Below are 15559 nucleotides of genomic sequence, written 5' to 3'. Positions count from 1 at the left end.
CCCAAATGCTCTTAATTAATGCAGGCCGCGGGTTTTCAACCAGGCCTCGGTCAGTCGGCGGAAGCGTCCGGCCATGTCGGCGATTGCTTCCTCGTCAGTCATATTGCCGGAGAGCCAGGCGCGCGCCGCATCGGCAAAGATGGTGCGGCCGACGGCAAAGCCTTTTACCGAAGGGGCGGCAAGCGTTGCCTCGAAGCCCTTCACGAGCTCTTCGGCCGGCGCCTCCAGCCCGAGCAGCACGATACCGCGGCACCACGGATCGTTCTTGGCGATCACGGCGTCGATCTTCCTCCAGGCAGCCGTCGAGGCCTGCGGCTCCAGCTTCCACCAGTCCGGCTTGATACCGAGCGCGTAAAGCTCTTCCATCGCCGTCGAGATCGTGTCGTCGGTCAGCGGGCCGTTCTTGCTGGCGATGATTTCCACCAGCAGTTCGCGGCCGACCTTGCGCGCGGCCTCGAAGAGTGTGCGCAGCTTCTCCTGCTGCTTGCTCTTTAGATCGGTCGGATCATCTGGATGATAGAAGCACAGGCACTTGATGCAGTGGTCGAGCGGCCATTCGACAAGCTGCGAGCCGATATCCTGGCTGAACTCGAAGCGCAGTGGCTTCGAGCCCGGCAATTCGACCGGCCGTCCGATCCAAGAGAAATTCTTGCTCGCCGCATCGAAGAAGGCGTCACGGCCGAACCGCTCGTCGATCAGCATGCCGTAGCCGTCGCGGCCGCCGGCAACGCGCGCTGCCGCTTCGACGGCCAGCCGCTTGAAGGCGACGATCTTCTTGTAGTCGACGCCCAACTCGTCGCAAACGCTGGTGAGTTGCGACCGATGGTCGATGGCGAGCGCCATCAGCAGCGGAATATCGCCCTTGCGCGTCGAAGCCCAGTGAATGTGGTTGATCGCCTCGTCCTTGCGTAGCGCGCGGTGCTCGCTACCGTTCTTCAGGAAGAAATCGAGCTCCGCCCAGGTCGGATATTCCGGCGAGCAGAGCAGGCGGGAGACGGCAAAGGCGCCGCATGCATTGGCCCAGGTGGCGCAGGTCTTCAGCGGCTCGTCCTTCAGCCAGCCGCGCAGGAAGCCGGACATGAAGGCGTCGCCGGCGCCGAGCACGTTGAAGACCTCGATCGGGAAGCCCTGGCCGATGATGCCTGCTTCCAGATCGTCGGCAATCGGTCCGTCGTAGACGATGCAGCCCATCGCGCCGCGCTTCAGCACGATCGTTGCCGGCGAGAGGCGGCGGATTTCCTTGAGCGCGCCGAGCACGTCATCCGCGCCGGAGGCGATCAGGATTTCCTCCTCGGTGCCGACGATGAGATCGCAACCCGGCAGCGTCTCCTTCATCTTCGAAGAGACGCGGTCGGACTTCACATAGCGCTCGAAGCCTTCGGCATGGCCGGCAAGCCCCCAGAGATTCGGCCGGTAGTCGATGTCGAAGATCACCTTGCGGCCATTGGCCTTGGCGATCCGGATCGCCTTTCGCTGCGCAGCCTCAGTGTTCGGTCGCGAGAAATGTGTGCCGGACACGAGAACCGCGCGTGACGACTGGATGAAGTCCTCGTCGATATCGCCTTCGTCGAGCGCCATGTCGGCGCAGTCCGAGCGATAGAAGATCATCGGCGAAACGCCTTCTGCTTCCACCGCAAGCAGCACGAGTGCCGTCAGCCGTTCGTTGTCTGTCCGGATACCCTTGGTTTCCACACCTTCGCGCGCCGACTGCTCGATGATGAAGCGGCCCATCTGTTCGTTGCCGACGCGGGTGATCAGGCCGGACTTGAGGCCGAGGCGCGCCGTGCCGATGGCGATATTGGCAGGGCAGCCGCCGACGGATTTGGCGAACGAGCCGATATCCTCCAGCCGCGAACCGATCTGCTGGCCATAGAGATCGACGGAAGAGCGGCCGATGGTGATTACATCAAGAGACGGCTCGGGCTGCAGACCCGGATTCGAATGTGCCATGATGTCCTCCCGCTAGATTCCTGCAGGACCTTGCCGCCTGCAGATTTTGAGTAATGAAACATTGGTTCCGAGTTCTTGTCAATTCGGAATATTTATTCCATTTTCTCTTTTGCGGTTTTGGGATGGTGAAGTTTGCGCCGGCGCTCGGCGATCGCCACCGGCAGCGCCATCACCAGCGCCATGGAGGCGGAAAGCGAGCGGAAGCCGGCAAAGTCAGCTTCGGCAACCTCGAACCAGCAGGCGGCGCGGGCCGCAAGCGGCGAGAAAGCCGAATCGGTTATCGCGACGACCGGCACGCCGCGATCGGCCAACCCTTCAGCCTGGCTGAGGCTGTCGGCAGCGTAGGGCGAGAAGCTGGCGGCGATCGCCGCATCCTTCGGCGTTGCGAACTGCACCATCTCCGGATCGACCCCATTCGGCGAAGCGACGATCTGGTGGCGGATGCCAAGTTTCGAAAGGGCATATGTCATATGCGCCGTAAGCGGATAGGAGCGGCGTTTCGCTATAAGATATATGGTGTCTGCCGCCGCCAGGATATCGACGGCCCTGGTGAAGGTCTCCGTCTCGACGGTCGCCGCCATGCGGTTGATGGATTGGGTGGCCGCGGCGATGAACCCTGAAAGCAGATTGGCATCTTCGTCACCTTCGGATCGCTCCAGCGTGGCGAGGCGCTCCTCGTAGCTCAGCGTCCGGTCGCGCAGCCGCTCGCGGAAAATACTCTGGAGATCGGAGAAGCCTTCATAGCCGAGGTGACGGGCGAGCCGCACCAGCGTCGACGGCTGGACGTCCGAAGCCACCGCGATGCTCGCCGTCGTGCCGAAGGCAATCTCGTCCGGGTTGCCGAGCGCAAAGGCGGCGACCTGGGCCAACCGCTTCGGCATGCTTGCCTTGCGCTCGATGATCGTGCTGCGCAGGCTTTCGAAATCGCGGGGCACGCGCACAAATCTCTTGGTGTCGTTATCCATGCAGGCGGTCCATAGGATGAAACAAATATTCCATATTCAAAAGCATAAATGATTTCGCTTTTCGATCCTAACGGTTTTTAATTCCCTCGAAATCAAGGGTTCTGAACAATATTCGACATCGCCTGACGCAAATGACGCATCCGTGCCGCCTTGTCAAAACGGTCCAAATATTCCAAAAATCACCGCGGACATGGAGAAGAGTACGGAAAATGAACCCACTCGGCATCGGTTTGATCGGCACCGGTTATATGGGCAAGTGCCACGCGCTGGCCTGGAATGCGGTGAAGGCTGTCTTCGGCGATGTCGAGCGTCCAAGGCTCGTGCATCTCGCCGAAGCCAACGCAGACCTCGCGAAATCGCGCGCCGCCGAATTCGGCTTCGAAAAGGCGACGGCCGACTGGAAAGCGCTGATTGCCGATCCGGACGTCGATGTCGTCTCCGTTACCACACCGAACCAGTTCCATGCCGAAATGGCAATTGCGGCGCTCGAGGCCGGAAAGCATGTGTGGTGCGAAAAGCCGATGGCTCCCGCCTATGCCGATGCGGAGCACATGCTGAAAGCGGCGAGGGCTTCCGGCAAGGTAGCCGTTCTTGGATACAACTATATCCAGAACCCGGTTATGCGGCACATCAAGACGCTGATCGGTGAGGCTGCGATCGGCGCTGTCAACCACATCCGCGTCGAGATGGATGAGGATTTCATGGCGGATCCGGAGGGCCCCTTCTATTGGAAGAGTGAACTGTCTTCCGGTTACGGCGCGCTTGACGATTTCGCCGTGCATCCGCTCTCGCTGCTTTGGTATCTCTTCGGGCACGTCGAAGCGGTCATTACCGACATGGTGAAACCTTATGCCGACCGTCCGCTCATGGAAGGCGGTCGCCGTGCGGTCGAGAATCACGATGGCGCAAACGTCCTGATGCGTCTTGGCGGCGGCATCTCCGCCGTACTGATGGCAAACCGTGCCGCCTGGGGCCGCAAGGGCCGCATCGCACTGCAGATTTTTGGATCGAAAGGATCGATCGCCTACGATCAGGAACGCATGAACGAATTCGAGCTCTATCAAGCCGAAGGCCGCGGCACCGAGCAGGGCTTCCGCAAGATCCTCGCAGCGCCCGCCCACCAGCCTTATGACCGCTTCATTCCCGCGCCTGGCCATGGCCTTAGCTTCAACGACCTGAAGATCATCGAATGCCGCGAGCTGATCCGCGCCATTTCCGGTCAGCCGTCGTCCTTGGTCACGTTCGAAGACGGTCTCAGGATAGAGAGGTCGGTGCATGCCATGGCACAGTCATTCAACGAGCGCCGCTGGATCGAGATCGGCTGACGGGCAAGATCGCTTCCTGTTGACGGCGCCAAGGGCGGGGGCTACGTCTCGCCTCTATAATAACGCTGCTTCTGGGAGTGGGATCGTGACGGACAGACTGGTAATCATCGGTGCGGGGCAGGCGGGCTTCGCGATGGCAGCAAAGCTGCGCGCGCTGCACGACACCCGCCCAATCACCATTATCGGCGCCGAGGACGTTCTGCCCTACCAGCGGCCGCCGCTTTCGAAGAAATACCTGCTCGGCGAGATGACCTTCGACCGCCTGCTGTTCCGCCCCGAGCACTGGTATCCGGACAATAATGTCGAAATCCGCCTCGCGACCTGGGTCGAGCAGATCGACCGCGACAAGAAACAGGTCGCGCTGCAGGACGGCTCGATCCTTGACTACGGCACGCTGGCGCTGACCACGGGTTCGGCGCCGCGCAGGCTGCCGGCAGCCGTCGGCGGCGACCTCGACGGCGTCTATGTCGCCCGCGACAAGCGCGATGCAGACCTTCTCGCCAACGAGATGCGGCCCGGCCGGCGCGTCCTTATTATAGGCGGCGGTTATATCGGTCTCGAAGCGGCAGCCGTTGCGCGCTATCGCGGCCTCGAAGTGACCGTCATCGAAATGGCCGACCGCATTCTCCAGCGCGTTGCCGCCAAGGAAACGGCCGATATCATCCGCGCGATCCACGAGAGCCATGATGTCGTGATCCGCGAAAAGACCGGCCTTAAGCGTCTCGTCGGCAGGGATGGGCATGTTTGCGGCGCTGAGCTCTCTGACGGCTCGGTGATCGAGATCGATTTCGCCATCGTCGGCATCGGCGTCGTGCCGAACGATCAACTGGCCAAGGAGGCCGGTCTTGACGTTGCGAACGGCATCCTCGTCAACGAATTCGCCCGCACCTCGGACACGTCGATCTTTGCCGCCGGCGATTGCGCCGTGCAGCCCTGGCAGGATGGGCGGATAAGACTCGAATCGGTGCAGAACGCCGTCGACCAGGCTGAAGCCGTCGCTGCGGTCATCGCCGGCGGCGACGCGCCCTATGACCCGAAGCCGTGGTTCTGGTCCGATCAGTATGACGTGAAGCTGCAGATCGCCGGCTTCAACCTCGGCTACGACGAAACCCTTTTGCGCCCCGGCGCCCGCGAAGGCGCGCATTCCGTCTGGTATTTCAGGAACGGCCAGTTCATCGCCGTCGACGCGATCAATGACGCAAAGGCCTATGTGACGGGCAAGAAGCTGCTGGAAACAAAAATCAATCCCGACAAGGCCGTGCTGGCAGACGCGGCCGCCGATCTCAAGCAGTTGCTGGCTTAAGATCACAGCATTGTTTTCTTCCCGGGTGGAAGCCGAAAAAGCGCTTGCTTCACCTGCCGAATGACTCTATCAGGGCTCCCACCGGAGAGGTGGCCGAGTGGTCGAAGGCGCTCCCCTGCTAAGGGCGAGCCTTAGAAAAATTCCCCTGTAAGTTATTGTTTTCATTGCTGTTTTCAGAAGTAGTAGCTTCGGCTTCCGACTTGGCACTATTTTGTGCTTTGTTTTCAACGCCTGCGCCAAAGATGGAATCTACTAGGTCGTGACCAGCGTCGGCTTTTGCATAGGTATCCATCATCACTTTTGGGCTGGCCCAGCCTCCAAGTTTGGCCGCCGTGACCGGATCTACGCCCTTTCGGACTACCAATTCTGTGGCGAACGAAACACGGCCAGATGAGTGCGGCGGTGCGTATGAAATCCCGGCACGGTTGCACGCCGTCTTCCAGCCGTTGTAGACCGCGTGACGGCTAGCGTAGCCAAACACGCCGTTTATCTTCCTCTTGTTCGACCGATTGGGGATGCGAGGCTGGCTCATAAGCTCGGCCAGCATGTCGGCCATCGTCTGCGAAATAATTGCCACTCGCGGGTCTGTCTTTGTCTTGGTAAGCGCGACGGTCCTTGCCACCAGATCAACGTCCTCCGGCATCACGCGACAAGCTTCGCTGATCCTTGCCGCTGTCTCCCACATGAAGCGGGCCATAGCGGCCATGCCGAACGAAAGCGCATGCTCAGCGAACTTCTCATGCCATGCCGCATCGATCGCCTTTTTCTTCTTGACGGTCCCGACGTCGAACTTGTCAATCTTGATCTGCCGTCCGTCTTCGGCCTGGTAGGCGTGATTGATGATAGCCTGAAGCGGCGTGATTACCTGCCGGTTGAGCGTCGACGGCACCGCGTTAGGATACAGGTCTTTTGCGTGCTCGCGGACCCACGCCGGTTTTATGGTGCGGATTTTAACTGCGCCCCACTTCTCGACGATTTTCTCTAGGAAGCGGGCGTCCTTCCCATCAGCCATGTATTTGACGGCCGCGTCGGCGACCGTCATGTCTACATCATGGCCGCGAAGGTTCGCCAGTTTAAGCTGAGCTACCCTCTCGTCCGCATATTCTTGCGCTTGCTTTTTCGAATTAAAGCCAGTGCTTTTTCGGTGCTGACGCCCATCGATGGTGACTGTGTAGTAGTAGACCTTTCCTCGTTTGAAGACTTTGGCCATTTCCTGTTTTCCTCTTGCAGAAGGGACGGGATGTCTGTCGACGAGATCAGCATTGATCTCCCAATCTTAAGAGACACGCCAACGCGGCGCGCCTTCTCCCATACAGTCCGAGCTGTCATATTGACGCCGCTCGATGCCGTGATTCGTCTGGCGACCTCTTCTGGAGTCAAGAGGGTTTCAAGGATATCGCCGTTGTCGTTTGCTGGTTGGTGGGTCATGCCTCGACCTTTCGCGCGTTCATCATTTCGCGCGTTTCGAACATCGGATGCTTGAGCCGAGGATGATAATTCAGCCGCCAATCGCGCAAGTTAAAACCGTCGAACTCGATCTGATTGCGGCAGGAGTCGCAATACCAAGAGTAAGAGCCGTGGTTAAACCAGCGTGCCGGTGCCGCCTGGCATCGCGTTCTGTTGCAGGAGCCGCCTTCTTGTCCCTTGTCTGGCTTGTTCGGGCCGTCGTAGTCGCCGTATGCCATTACCGCAACACCTCCCGAACGCCACCTTCCAACCCCTCGCCCATCGGCTGGTAACTCTGACATCCGACAAGCGCCACGGAAGCCAGGATAATCAGGATCCAGAGCAGCCCCGAAATCGGGACTGCGTTCTTAATTCCGTGCGCCGCGCTCATGCTGTCACCTGCCGTGGTGCGTTGTCGTTATCGTTTGCCGCTTCTGCCGCAACCTGTCGCAGCTTGGCGGAGATCTTCCGATGGCGGCTTGCCGTGCGTTCGCGGCCGAAGTGGTCGCGCTCGTGCCACGCGGCTACGGCAAGCAAGCGGCTTGCTGGGATTGTGGCGTCGAGGTTGTCGACGACTTCGGTTCCTGTGCCGTTGTACGGCGGCGGCGCGGCGGGCTGTTTGTTGGGTTGTCTTGGTTTCTGCTGCTGTTTCTGCATGCGGGTCTCCTTCTGTGGTGGTTGGTGGTTGGTGGTTACTTGCGGTAGGAGGCGCGGATAGTCGGATGCCACTTGATTGCCGACAGACGCTCCTCGTCGGTTAGTTTTCGGGAAGCGTTCTGAGGATCTTCTCGCCAGGACCAACGCGCGACAAAGTCGACAGCGCCTGACAGCCTGCCTTTCTCCGCTTCCAGAGACGCGCAACGTGCTCGGAGGTCGGTGATGAGGGTGATGGCTTCACGCGCCTCGTCTGCAGACAAGTGGCACTCGTCATCAAACTCGGCGTGGATGCGGCCAAGGATGCGTTCAACGATATCCATCTCAGCCCTCCTTCTCATTGCCGACAGGCGAAGGGCATTCGCAGGAGAGAAACCCACCGCCTGCGCAGCGAACGACGCCGCCACTGTGCTCGTAAGACTTGCCAATCTCATACTGATAGTCTCGGCACTTCCAGTCTTTGCCGAAACCCTTGTAGGTGGTCATCTCGGTGACCGTCTCGGTAGTGTCGATTGCAGGCGCACTCGTGGCTCTCTTTGCCATGTTTTAAAATCTCCTCTTGGTGTGGTGTGGTGGTTACTGGTGCTGCACGACGTACGGCAGCCATATCGAAACGGCGGCCACGAAGGCGCATCCCGAAAGCGCGCCGATCAGGTCTTTGATGAAGTCGCGGAGTGTGAAGCCGTCGGTCATCACGCAGCCTCGCTCATGCGGGCGGCGAAATCGCAGCGGCGAATCTCCTTGGCTCCAAGCCGGAGCTTGAATTCGCGCGCCGTGATGCCGTGGTAGTCGCTCACCACCACCTTGCCGTCGACGAGATAGACGTAGTCGGCGTAGATCGTGTAATCGTCCGGCAGGATGGTTTCGGTGGAGAGGTGCGCGTTCATGCTGCGCCCCCATGCTTCGCAAGGAGTTCGTCGACCGCGGCGCGCGCCGACACGACAAGGCCGGTGTCGAGATAGTTGGCGATGGTGCGGATGCCGGTCAGGATGGGCTCGACGGCCTCTGCGAACATCTCGTCTGTGCGATCAGCCCAATCCTTTTGAGCGGCAGCCTTTCCTTCTTCCATGCTGTCGCAGCCGAAGTTGTCTTCGTCGTGATATTCGTCAAAGCAGTAGCCCCAGCGGAAGCTGGAACCGTCCCGCTCCACGTAGTAGCTGCCAAACGGCGTGTGAGCAGATTCGCGCGTGCCGTATGTCCACGACCACTTCAGTTCAGGAACGACGCCCATCACTCCGCCTCCATCTCAGCCAGCAAGCGGCCAGGCTTCTGGTGGCGCAACGCAAAACGACCGCGGCAATCTACATTGCGCGGCTTCGGATGGCGTTTGGCTTTATGGTCAGGCTTGCGGAAGGGCTCGGCACTTCCAGCGGCACAGCCAACTGGCGCCCCGCCAAGAACGTACTCATCATCGATAATTCTTCTATCAAGCATTGCAATCTCCTCAGTGGTGCCGCGTGGTTAGGTGTGCGGTGAGGAGATTTATAAGTGATTATTATAAGCGTGTCAACATGATTGTGTAAGCAAATTGTATCAGGCGTACTTGCCCGAAAGCACGATCGGATGGACGCTCACAACGTCGTCCTTATCGAACTCAAGCTTCTTGTGCGGATTGTATTGCTGTAGCACAAGCTTGTTGCCGCTCCAGCCGATGAATTCCTTTATATAGCCGTGCGGCGGATCGCCATCTTCGCGCGGCTTTATCTGCACGATGACGTCATCGCCACGCCGTGCTGGCCTGCCGGGATGGACGAAAACGGTCTCGCCTGGTCGGTAGCGCGGAACCATCGATTCGCCGTCGACCCAAACGCTGTATGCATTTGGGACATTCACCAGCGACGGAGGGCAGGCGACATAATCCTGAATCTGCCCATTGAATATGTACTCGCCTTCTGAGCCTCCGGCCGCTTCGCCCAGTACCGGAAGCATTCGGCCAGGCTTGGTTACGGGCAAGACTTCCATCATTCGCGCATTGGGCGGCTCCGGCTCCATAAATGAACGCATCGACGATATCTCCTTGAGCCCCTGCACAACGGACGGCGGCAGCTTCGTGTTCTTTTCTGGGTCGCGGCCAGCGTCCTTCATGAGCTCGCGCATTTCCTGCTCGTCGATCTTCAGCATCCTGGCGATCTCTCGCCAATACGTCGACGACGCAGCGCGCCCGTTAAACAGGTTGTTAACCGCCTGTTGCGTGATGTTGAGCTCGCGAGCGATGTCGGCCTGCGTCACGCCTGTGGCTTTTGATTGCTCTTTCAGCTTTTCCGTCAATTTGCTCATAAAAAAATCCCCTTGTTATCAATTGTTTAGCACAATTGAACAATTTTAGCAATAGAAAGCACTTGCACAACTGATTGAGTCATGGCAATCATATGCTTGTAAACGGAACAAGACGCAAAAAAGCGCAGGCCGTTTAAAGGCCTAACCAAAACAAAATGCAAGGCCCCAATGAGGGCACTAACAAGAGGAGAGGCGAGAATATGGACAATGAAGCAACAACCCCAAGAAGAAGATTTCAGTCCAGCAATACGCATACCGACAGAAGAAGAATACGAGACGTCAGGGCGTACTACAGAAGAAGACACGCATGGCCCGCAAGAGGGCCGCCGCCGCCCCAATGTAATGAGTAGGGGCGGCTTCGCTCCCTAGACCAAAAAGGAGTTTTGGTGTGGGGAGCCAACAACTAAACGACAACCAACAATCGATCGCATCCCACAACCTTTTGAGAACGGCGGCCACAAGATCAGCGAAACCCAAATGAGCGACGCTGCCGTTCCCAATACCATAGCCCACTGCGTCCATCGGAATATTGAGAACCCATACAGGCAGCGCCGCAGAGGGCCAATCACCAGAGGAGACGAAATGAACTTTCACAGCAGACGCGCCACCGGCGCCAGAAACGAAAGCCTGCAGTCTGCGGCGCAGCGCATTTATGATGACGCTGAGCGAAATACGCAAATTGCAGAGAAGGCGATGCTGCTAGAAATCCGCAAGCGGCCCTCCTTGCATGAAGAAGCTTTCCGTATCGCAGCTAGCGTTGTCATCAACGAGCGGATGCGGAATGACAGATCGGCCGCCATGCGCGGTCAGGATATCGGCGCGGTCACCGTGCCATCGGCTGAAGTCGCCAACGATGCGCCAGCCAAGTTCACGCCACAGAGCGCGGCATCAGTAGCCGCCAGTAACGCAGCGTTCAAGCGCTTCGCAGTTACGCTCACCGGCATCTACCTCACACCATTCAAATTCGGCGGCCAGGATATAATTCTCGGCAAGGCCACACCTGAAGAACTAAGGCCAGTCGCGGCGCACTACCTTGGTCAGGGTGCAACGATGGTCCGCACGGCTCGCTGGCTCGAGAAAATCATCGCCAGCGCAAAGGACGGCCAGCCAATCCACCAGTCGCTTGGCCTGAGGGACATAGAGCGCATGAAGGATGATGCATTCAGTTCCGACGTGTGAACGTCGGTGGGCGGCCAGCGATGCAGCAAAAAACCCATGTACCTCTCGCCGCCCAATATTTTGCAGATCGGCCATGACTACGACGATGTCCAAGGACGCTTCGCCGATCTGCTACCCTTTTGCTTGTCGGTGCCGAGGTAGTTTCGCAACCCTGACGGCGCGCGCTGCAGGGCCATCAGAACAGCGCAACCCAATATGAAGTTGCCCGGCAGTCACCACACCGAAACCCAGAGGAGACCACCAGATGAACATGACAATTTCGCCAGCAGCACTTTGCGCGGCAATCGAGACAGCCAGCGGCCAGAAGACCCAAGATCACCATCCAGTTAACGCCGCTGGCGCACCCATTCCTGATGCGGCCACCGACCGCACCAAGACCAACACAGTAACGCCGTGTCAGGAGCCTTTCACTACCGCAACCCGCCACCACGAGACAATCAGCACCGTCCTCTATTTCTACCGTCTTCGCCAAGACATGATCCGCGCACGCACCAAACTCATTCTTCAAGGGCAGGCCAGCCTTAGGCGCCTTTTTGACGGCGACAAAGAGCAGGCTGCGTCGGCGTGGTCAGATGCAACGAAGGACGAGACGCACGAGTTGCGCGGCATGCTTTCGCCATACATAGCGGCGCTAGAAGTCCTCGACAAGCAGCAAGCGGAATACGAAAAACATCTCGTAAAGGCCGTGAAGGGATTGCCGATCTACCAGTGGGCCAAGTCGGTCAAGGGCCTCGGCGATCTCTCTCTGGCCTGCATCATCGGTGAGGCAAGCGGCTACGGCAAAGAAACCGGCGAGTTCTACTCCGTTGGCGACTTCAAGTCCGTTTCTGCGCTATGGAAGCGCATGGGGCTGGCAGTTTTGAACGGCCACCGACAAGGAGCGCCAGGCAAGGGCGCTACGGCGGACGACTGGATCGTTGAGGGATACAGCAAGACGCGCCGGTCGGTCATGTGGAACGTTGGCAACAGCCTGATCCTCTCCATGGGGAAGTTCCGCCCCGTCTTTGGCGAAGACGTTCGCGCCAATCCAGAATACACCGAACTGCAGTGCGTGTTCGCCGAGCGGGCGCGATATGAGGCGGAGCGATTGCCGCACAAATGCGGCGCGGCGATCAAAGAAAGCAAGACGGGCAAGGACAGCTACACGTTGCACGCAGCGAACCGCGCCAAGCGATACACCGAGAAGCGGCTGCTGCGGATGCTTTATTCTGAATGGCGTCGGTCTATGGGCTGACGCTGTGGGGCGGCCACGATCGGGACGGAAACCAGAAACATCTCGCCGCCCCACTAATCTTTTGCTGATCGGCCAAGGAAGAATCTAAAGCCCAGGTGCCGCGGCGCCGATCAGCAAACCAAATTCTCGCAACCAACCAACCACAGAAGGAGACGAAAATGCTTGAAGAACTTATCTCTACCCTCGCAGCTCGGGGCGTTAAAGTTCAATTGACCGCGACAATGAACGGCACTCGCGGCATCAGGTACGATGCATTTATTGAAAACAGGAACTACTGGGAAGGCGTAAATGCTTTTCCATGTTTCGATTTCACAGTCGGCGCGTGGGATGTCGAGACCCTGAAAGCCAGGATTGACGAGAAAATGATAATCGTCGAGCCGTTGGTTAAGCACATGAATGAAGTGCGGGCAGCAAACTCTGGGAGCGTTGAGCCGAACTGCGATCCAAAGACGGCGCTGGAACAGCCGCTGGTTCACGCATAGGGCAAAACACATCCTCCCTCAAGCTGACCCGAAGGCCACCACCACGTGATTATCAGCTTGGGGGAAGGAGTTCCTACTATCTCGGAGGAGGAGACTGGCCCGTGGCTAGCCGTAAAACTCCGGATTTCGATACTGCCACCACAGCAGCGTTGCTTGTTTACCAGACAAGCAACAAATTTGTCAAGAACTACCTGAGATTCTTTCAGAAAGGACAATGACGTGTATTGCCTGAACATCGCGAATTGTCGTTGTCCCTGCGGAATATCGGCTAATAGTTGCCGTGTTGTCGGCAAGGCTCTCCAGCCTCCCGAGCCAGGCGATACCACCTTTCGCATGAACCACGACGTCATGACCGACTTGCGGCCATATATTCGAGTCGAGCCAAGCTTTACCCCCAAGAACGAGGACTGGCTCCATCACCTTGGTATCTACCGTGATCGCATAACGACCCTCTGGGATATGCTTATGGCGTCGACCATAGGGTGGAAAGGAAAACTTACCCTCCTTTCGGTCGGTAACCTTGCCGTGAACGTACGCCATTCCGAAGACACCAACCTTCGGTATCTTCTTGGTTCCACGACTGTCTACCGCCTCCTCAACAAGCTCTGCGACCATATCTGGGGAAATTCTGAGAAAATTGGCGATCGACGGAAACATTTCCTTTCGCGGGAGTGTGCCCAACTTCCAACGGTTGAATGTCTGCTGAATCCAATTGTGTTTTTCGGCGATCTCACGGTCCGTGAGTTCTTGTCGCTTTTGCTCATTAACGAGCATCTGCGCGAGCCTCGTCTTTGCAACTTCCGCAGACCGTGAAGGCATCAATATCACCTTGCATAGGAGAGCCGGTTAACACTACACATTCACGTATTACAAATTTGTCAATGCGTCAACCAAGCGCCTTGACACGCCTTAAGGTAAAACTTCACCACAAAGAGGAGACCCTATGGATAATCAGACTGAGGAAATGCGCGCCCTGAAAAAGCAGGGCATGTCGCTTAGACAGATCGGCGACAGATTCAATATGAGTGGCCCAGGCGTATTCTATCGCCTCGGCGGCGAAAAGAAGACACGGACTGCACCGCCCGCAGCCAACGACAACAAGATCGTGAAGATGATGCCGCACAACGGCGGCTGCTCGACCGTTAGCGGCGAGATGCCGGTCTCGTTGAGACGGGTGGCCACGTTGGACGTCGCCGAAGTTGCGCCGTCCGACCGGGAACTCATCTTGGCCGGTCTGGCCGACATGCAGGTGGCGGCATGAGTTGCCCTGATTGCGACTGCATCGAGATCGGCGACGTCGTCGAGCACAAGATGAACACCAGCGTTTTCGGCATCGTCATCGGGTTCATGGGGAGCCTCGTTATTATCCGCGTCAGCCCGACGCTGGATGTTCTGCAGTTCCACGAATGGGAATTGCAGGTCGCCGATGACGACGAAATTCCTACGCCCGACGCCGCTGAACAGCCCGTCGGCGACAACGTCATCAAGGTCGATTTCACCAAGGGGCGCGCGTTGCGTCCGGACAGCAAAACGGAAGGAGCAGCGTGATGGGGAAGTTTAAGAAGGGTGACTTGGTTCGCGTTATTGACAATAGCGGGGCACCGAGCAGCTTCGTGATCGGCGAGGTCTGCGAAGTCGAATCCGTGCAGAGCGATGGATACATGAAGATCGTAGGCAAAACGAGCGGCATGTATGACTATCGCTTCGAACTTGCGCCGGCCTGGCAGCCGAAGGTCGGCGATCGGGTGCGTATGAGAGAAACCTACAATGGTTTTGGCGCGCCCGGTGATGAAGGTGAAATTATTGAGGGGCCAGACTATGGCGGTGACTTCAAGGTAAATTTCACCACAGGGTCGCAAGCTGGTGTTTGGTGGCATGTGCCTGCAGAGCACATCGAGCCGCTGCCCGTTGCCGCCGAGGCGCAACCTGCAGCCTTTACCATCGAAGCCGGCAAGTTCTACAAGACCCGCGACGGCCGGAAGGTCGGGCCGATTGAACGGTACGAAAGCGGCGAGACTTACTGGAAGGCCCCATGGGTCGGCGGATTCGGCCCGTACTGGTGCGACTCAGGTGAATTCCACAAGGGGGAAGAGAGCCCATATGACCTCATCGCCGAATGGGGCGACGAGCAGCCCGCCGTCATGGCAAGCAACGACAACGCAGCGCCGACATTTGGCGATATCCCTGTTGCGGCGCTCGCTAAGCCGAAATTAAAGGTGGGTGACGTTGTGCGATCTACGATCGACGATGTCGACATTACGAAAGGCTACGACTACGAAGTTCGTGAGGCGTTCGAGGATGGCGACGTTTGCGTTCTCGATGATGCCGGAGATTATTGGACGCTCGAATTTCGCAACGTCGAACTCATAACGCCAGCCGCCACCACCCAGCCCGCCGCCATCGTCGCCCTCATCGAGGACGGCCAGCCGAAGCCAAGCTCGCGGCCATACGTCCACGCCACCGTCGAAAGCGCAACGGCCGAAGCGGAGCGCCTTGCTGGCATCCACAAAGGCCAGGAATTCGGCGTCTACGTGCTCTCTGGCACGAAGAAGGTCGAGAAGCCTGTGTACGAGCACGAATGGCAGCGCTTTGCCGCCGAGGGGCGGAAGATTGATGCCATCCGCCTGTTGCGGCAAGCAACAGGGCTGCATCTGGCCACCGCGAAAACCGCAGTAGAAGACTGGGTTCTACGCGCCGCCTAACATCACCAAACACCGCCACCACCACAACGCCTCCTGCACCAG

General features: G+C 58.4%; 20 protein-coding genes. 8 read left to right on the top strand and 12 right to left on the bottom strand.

Annotated features, from left to right (window positions below):
* Window positions 1-15 precede the first annotated feature (15 nt).
* Together ACZ9DP_RS28965 and ACZ9DP_RS28960 are read right to left on the bottom strand one after the other, a co-directional pair.
* On the bottom strand, window positions 16-1950 hold the full coding sequence (locus ACZ9DP_RS28965) for a bifunctional 5-dehydro-2-deoxygluconokinase/5-dehydro-2-deoxyphosphogluconate aldolase (RefSeq protein WP_476204337.1): 1935 nt from the start codon (window positions 1948-1950) through the stop codon (window positions 16-18).
* Between the two features lie 92 nt (window positions 1951-2042).
* Window positions 2043-2915, bottom strand: a complete 873-nt coding sequence (locus tag ACZ9DP_RS28960) for a MurR/RpiR family transcriptional regulator (protein ID WP_074067140.1) — start codon at window positions 2913-2915, stop codon at window positions 2043-2045.
* Window positions 2916-3124: 209 nt separating this feature from the next.
* Between ACZ9DP_RS28960 and ACZ9DP_RS28955 the strand changes: the two genes are divergently transcribed.
* Both ACZ9DP_RS28955 and ACZ9DP_RS28950 read left to right on the top strand, forming a co-directional pair.
* Entirely contained in the window at window positions 3125-4240 is a 1116-nt protein-coding gene (locus ACZ9DP_RS28955; RefSeq protein ID WP_476204336.1) for a Gfo/Idh/MocA family protein, read from the top strand.
* A gap of 85 nt (window positions 4241-4325) precedes the next feature.
* Entirely contained in the window at window positions 4326-5543 is a 1218-nt protein-coding gene (locus ACZ9DP_RS28950) for an NAD(P)/FAD-dependent oxidoreductase (RefSeq protein ID WP_074067142.1), read from the top strand.
* A gap of 118 nt (window positions 5544-5661) precedes the next feature.
* Here the strand turns inward: ACZ9DP_RS28950 and ACZ9DP_RS28945 are convergent, their stop codons facing one another.
* The 9 genes from ACZ9DP_RS28945 to ACZ9DP_RS28905 all read right to left on the bottom strand — a co-directional run bounded on the left by ACZ9DP_RS28945 (window position 5662) and on the right by ACZ9DP_RS28905 (window position 9920).
* On the bottom strand, window positions 5662-6753 hold the full coding sequence (locus ACZ9DP_RS28945) for a tyrosine-type recombinase/integrase (RefSeq protein WP_476204335.1): 1092 nt from the start codon (window positions 6751-6753) through the stop codon (window positions 5662-5664).
* A 474-nt stretch (window positions 6754-7227) separates the two neighbouring features.
* A complete protein-coding gene (locus ACZ9DP_RS28940) occupies window positions 7228-7380 on the bottom strand; it encodes a hypothetical protein (RefSeq protein WP_476204334.1) in 153 nt (50 codons plus the stop codon).
* A complete protein-coding gene (locus ACZ9DP_RS28935; protein ID WP_476204333.1) occupies window positions 7377-7646 on the bottom strand; it encodes a hypothetical protein in 270 nt (89 codons plus the stop codon). The genes ACZ9DP_RS28940 and ACZ9DP_RS28935 overlap by 4 nt, the downstream gene beginning before the upstream one ends.
* A 35-nt stretch (window positions 7647-7681) precedes the next feature.
* Window positions 7682-7966 carry a hypothetical protein gene (locus ACZ9DP_RS28930; protein WP_476204332.1) on the bottom strand — a complete coding sequence of 95 codons (285 nt, stop codon included), beginning with the start codon at window positions 7964-7966 and terminating at the stop codon, window positions 7682-7684.
* Between the two features lies 1 nt (window position 7967).
* Window positions 7968-8186, bottom strand: a complete 219-nt coding sequence (locus ACZ9DP_RS28925; RefSeq protein ID WP_476204331.1) for a DUF7666 domain-containing protein — start codon at window positions 8184-8186, stop codon at window positions 7968-7970.
* A 149-nt stretch (window positions 8187-8335) separates the two neighbouring features.
* Window positions 8336-8530, bottom strand: coding sequence for a hypothetical protein (locus ACZ9DP_RS28920; RefSeq protein WP_476204330.1), 195 nt, complete (start codon window positions 8528-8530; stop codon window positions 8336-8338).
* Window positions 8527-8874: a hypothetical protein gene (locus ACZ9DP_RS28915; RefSeq protein ID WP_476204329.1), complete on the bottom strand. Its 348-nt coding sequence runs from the start codon at window positions 8872-8874 to the stop codon at window positions 8527-8529. Before ACZ9DP_RS28915 ends, ACZ9DP_RS28920 begins: the two co-directional genes overlap by 4 nt.
* Entirely contained in the window at window positions 8874-9077 is a 204-nt protein-coding gene (locus ACZ9DP_RS28910; RefSeq protein ID WP_476204328.1) for a hypothetical protein, read from the bottom strand. The genes ACZ9DP_RS28915 and ACZ9DP_RS28910 overlap by 1 nt, the downstream gene beginning before the upstream one ends.
* Window positions 9078-9176: 99 nt before the next feature.
* Window positions 9177-9920: a LexA family transcriptional regulator gene (locus ACZ9DP_RS28905; protein ID WP_476204327.1), complete on the bottom strand. Its 744-nt coding sequence runs from the start codon at window positions 9918-9920 to the stop codon at window positions 9177-9179.
* 582 nt (window positions 9921-10502) lie between these two features.
* On the opposite strand from ACZ9DP_RS28905, the gene ACZ9DP_RS28900 reads away from it, so the two are divergent.
* The 3 genes from ACZ9DP_RS28900 (at window position 10503) to ACZ9DP_RS28890 (ending at window position 12815) form a co-directional block, all read left to right on the top strand.
* Complete coding sequence (locus ACZ9DP_RS28900) at window positions 10503-11099, top strand: hypothetical protein (RefSeq protein WP_476204326.1); 597 nt, start codon at window positions 10503-10505, stop codon at window positions 11097-11099.
* 244 nt (window positions 11100-11343) lie between these two features.
* A complete protein-coding gene (locus tag ACZ9DP_RS28895; protein WP_476204325.1) occupies window positions 11344-12333 on the top strand; it encodes a hypothetical protein in 990 nt (329 codons plus the stop codon).
* Window positions 12334-12491: 158 nt separating this feature from the next.
* Window positions 12492-12815, top strand: a complete 324-nt coding sequence (locus ACZ9DP_RS28890; RefSeq protein ID WP_476204324.1) for a hypothetical protein — start codon at window positions 12492-12494, stop codon at window positions 12813-12815.
* A gap of 180 nt (window positions 12816-12995) precedes the next feature.
* Here ACZ9DP_RS28890 and ACZ9DP_RS28885 read toward each other — a convergent pair whose 3' ends face one another.
* On the bottom strand, window positions 12996-13589 hold the full coding sequence (locus ACZ9DP_RS28885) for a hypothetical protein (protein WP_476204323.1): 594 nt from the start codon (window positions 13587-13589) through the stop codon (window positions 12996-12998).
* A 169-nt stretch (window positions 13590-13758) separates the two neighbouring features.
* Here ACZ9DP_RS28885 and ACZ9DP_RS28880 point away from each other — a divergent pair, with 169 nt between their 5' ends.
* Genes ACZ9DP_RS28880 through ACZ9DP_RS28870 form a run of 3 tightly spaced genes read left to right on the top strand, consistent with a single transcriptional unit; the run spans window position 13759 to window position 15517 of the window.
* Window positions 13759-14076 (top strand): hypothetical protein, encoded by a 318-nt coding sequence (locus ACZ9DP_RS28880; protein ID WP_476204322.1) that lies wholly within the window; start codon window positions 13759-13761, stop codon window positions 14074-14076.
* A complete protein-coding gene (locus ACZ9DP_RS28875; RefSeq protein WP_476204321.1) occupies window positions 14073-14363 on the top strand; it encodes a hypothetical protein in 291 nt (96 codons plus the stop codon). The genes ACZ9DP_RS28880 and ACZ9DP_RS28875 overlap by 4 nt, the downstream gene beginning before the upstream one ends.
* The gene (locus ACZ9DP_RS28870; RefSeq protein ID WP_476204320.1) at window positions 14363-15517 is read left to right on the top strand and encodes a hypothetical protein; all 1155 of its coding nucleotides are present in this window, start codon (window positions 14363-14365) and stop codon (window positions 15515-15517) included. The genes ACZ9DP_RS28875 and ACZ9DP_RS28870 overlap by 1 nt, the downstream gene beginning before the upstream one ends.
* The last annotated feature ends 42 nt before the right edge of the window (window positions 15518-15559 follow it).

The organism is Rhizobium sp. USDA 4016, assembly GCF_056279705.1.
Note: the sequence above shows the minus strand (reverse complement) of the source record. Positions and strands in the feature narration are given on the sequence as shown.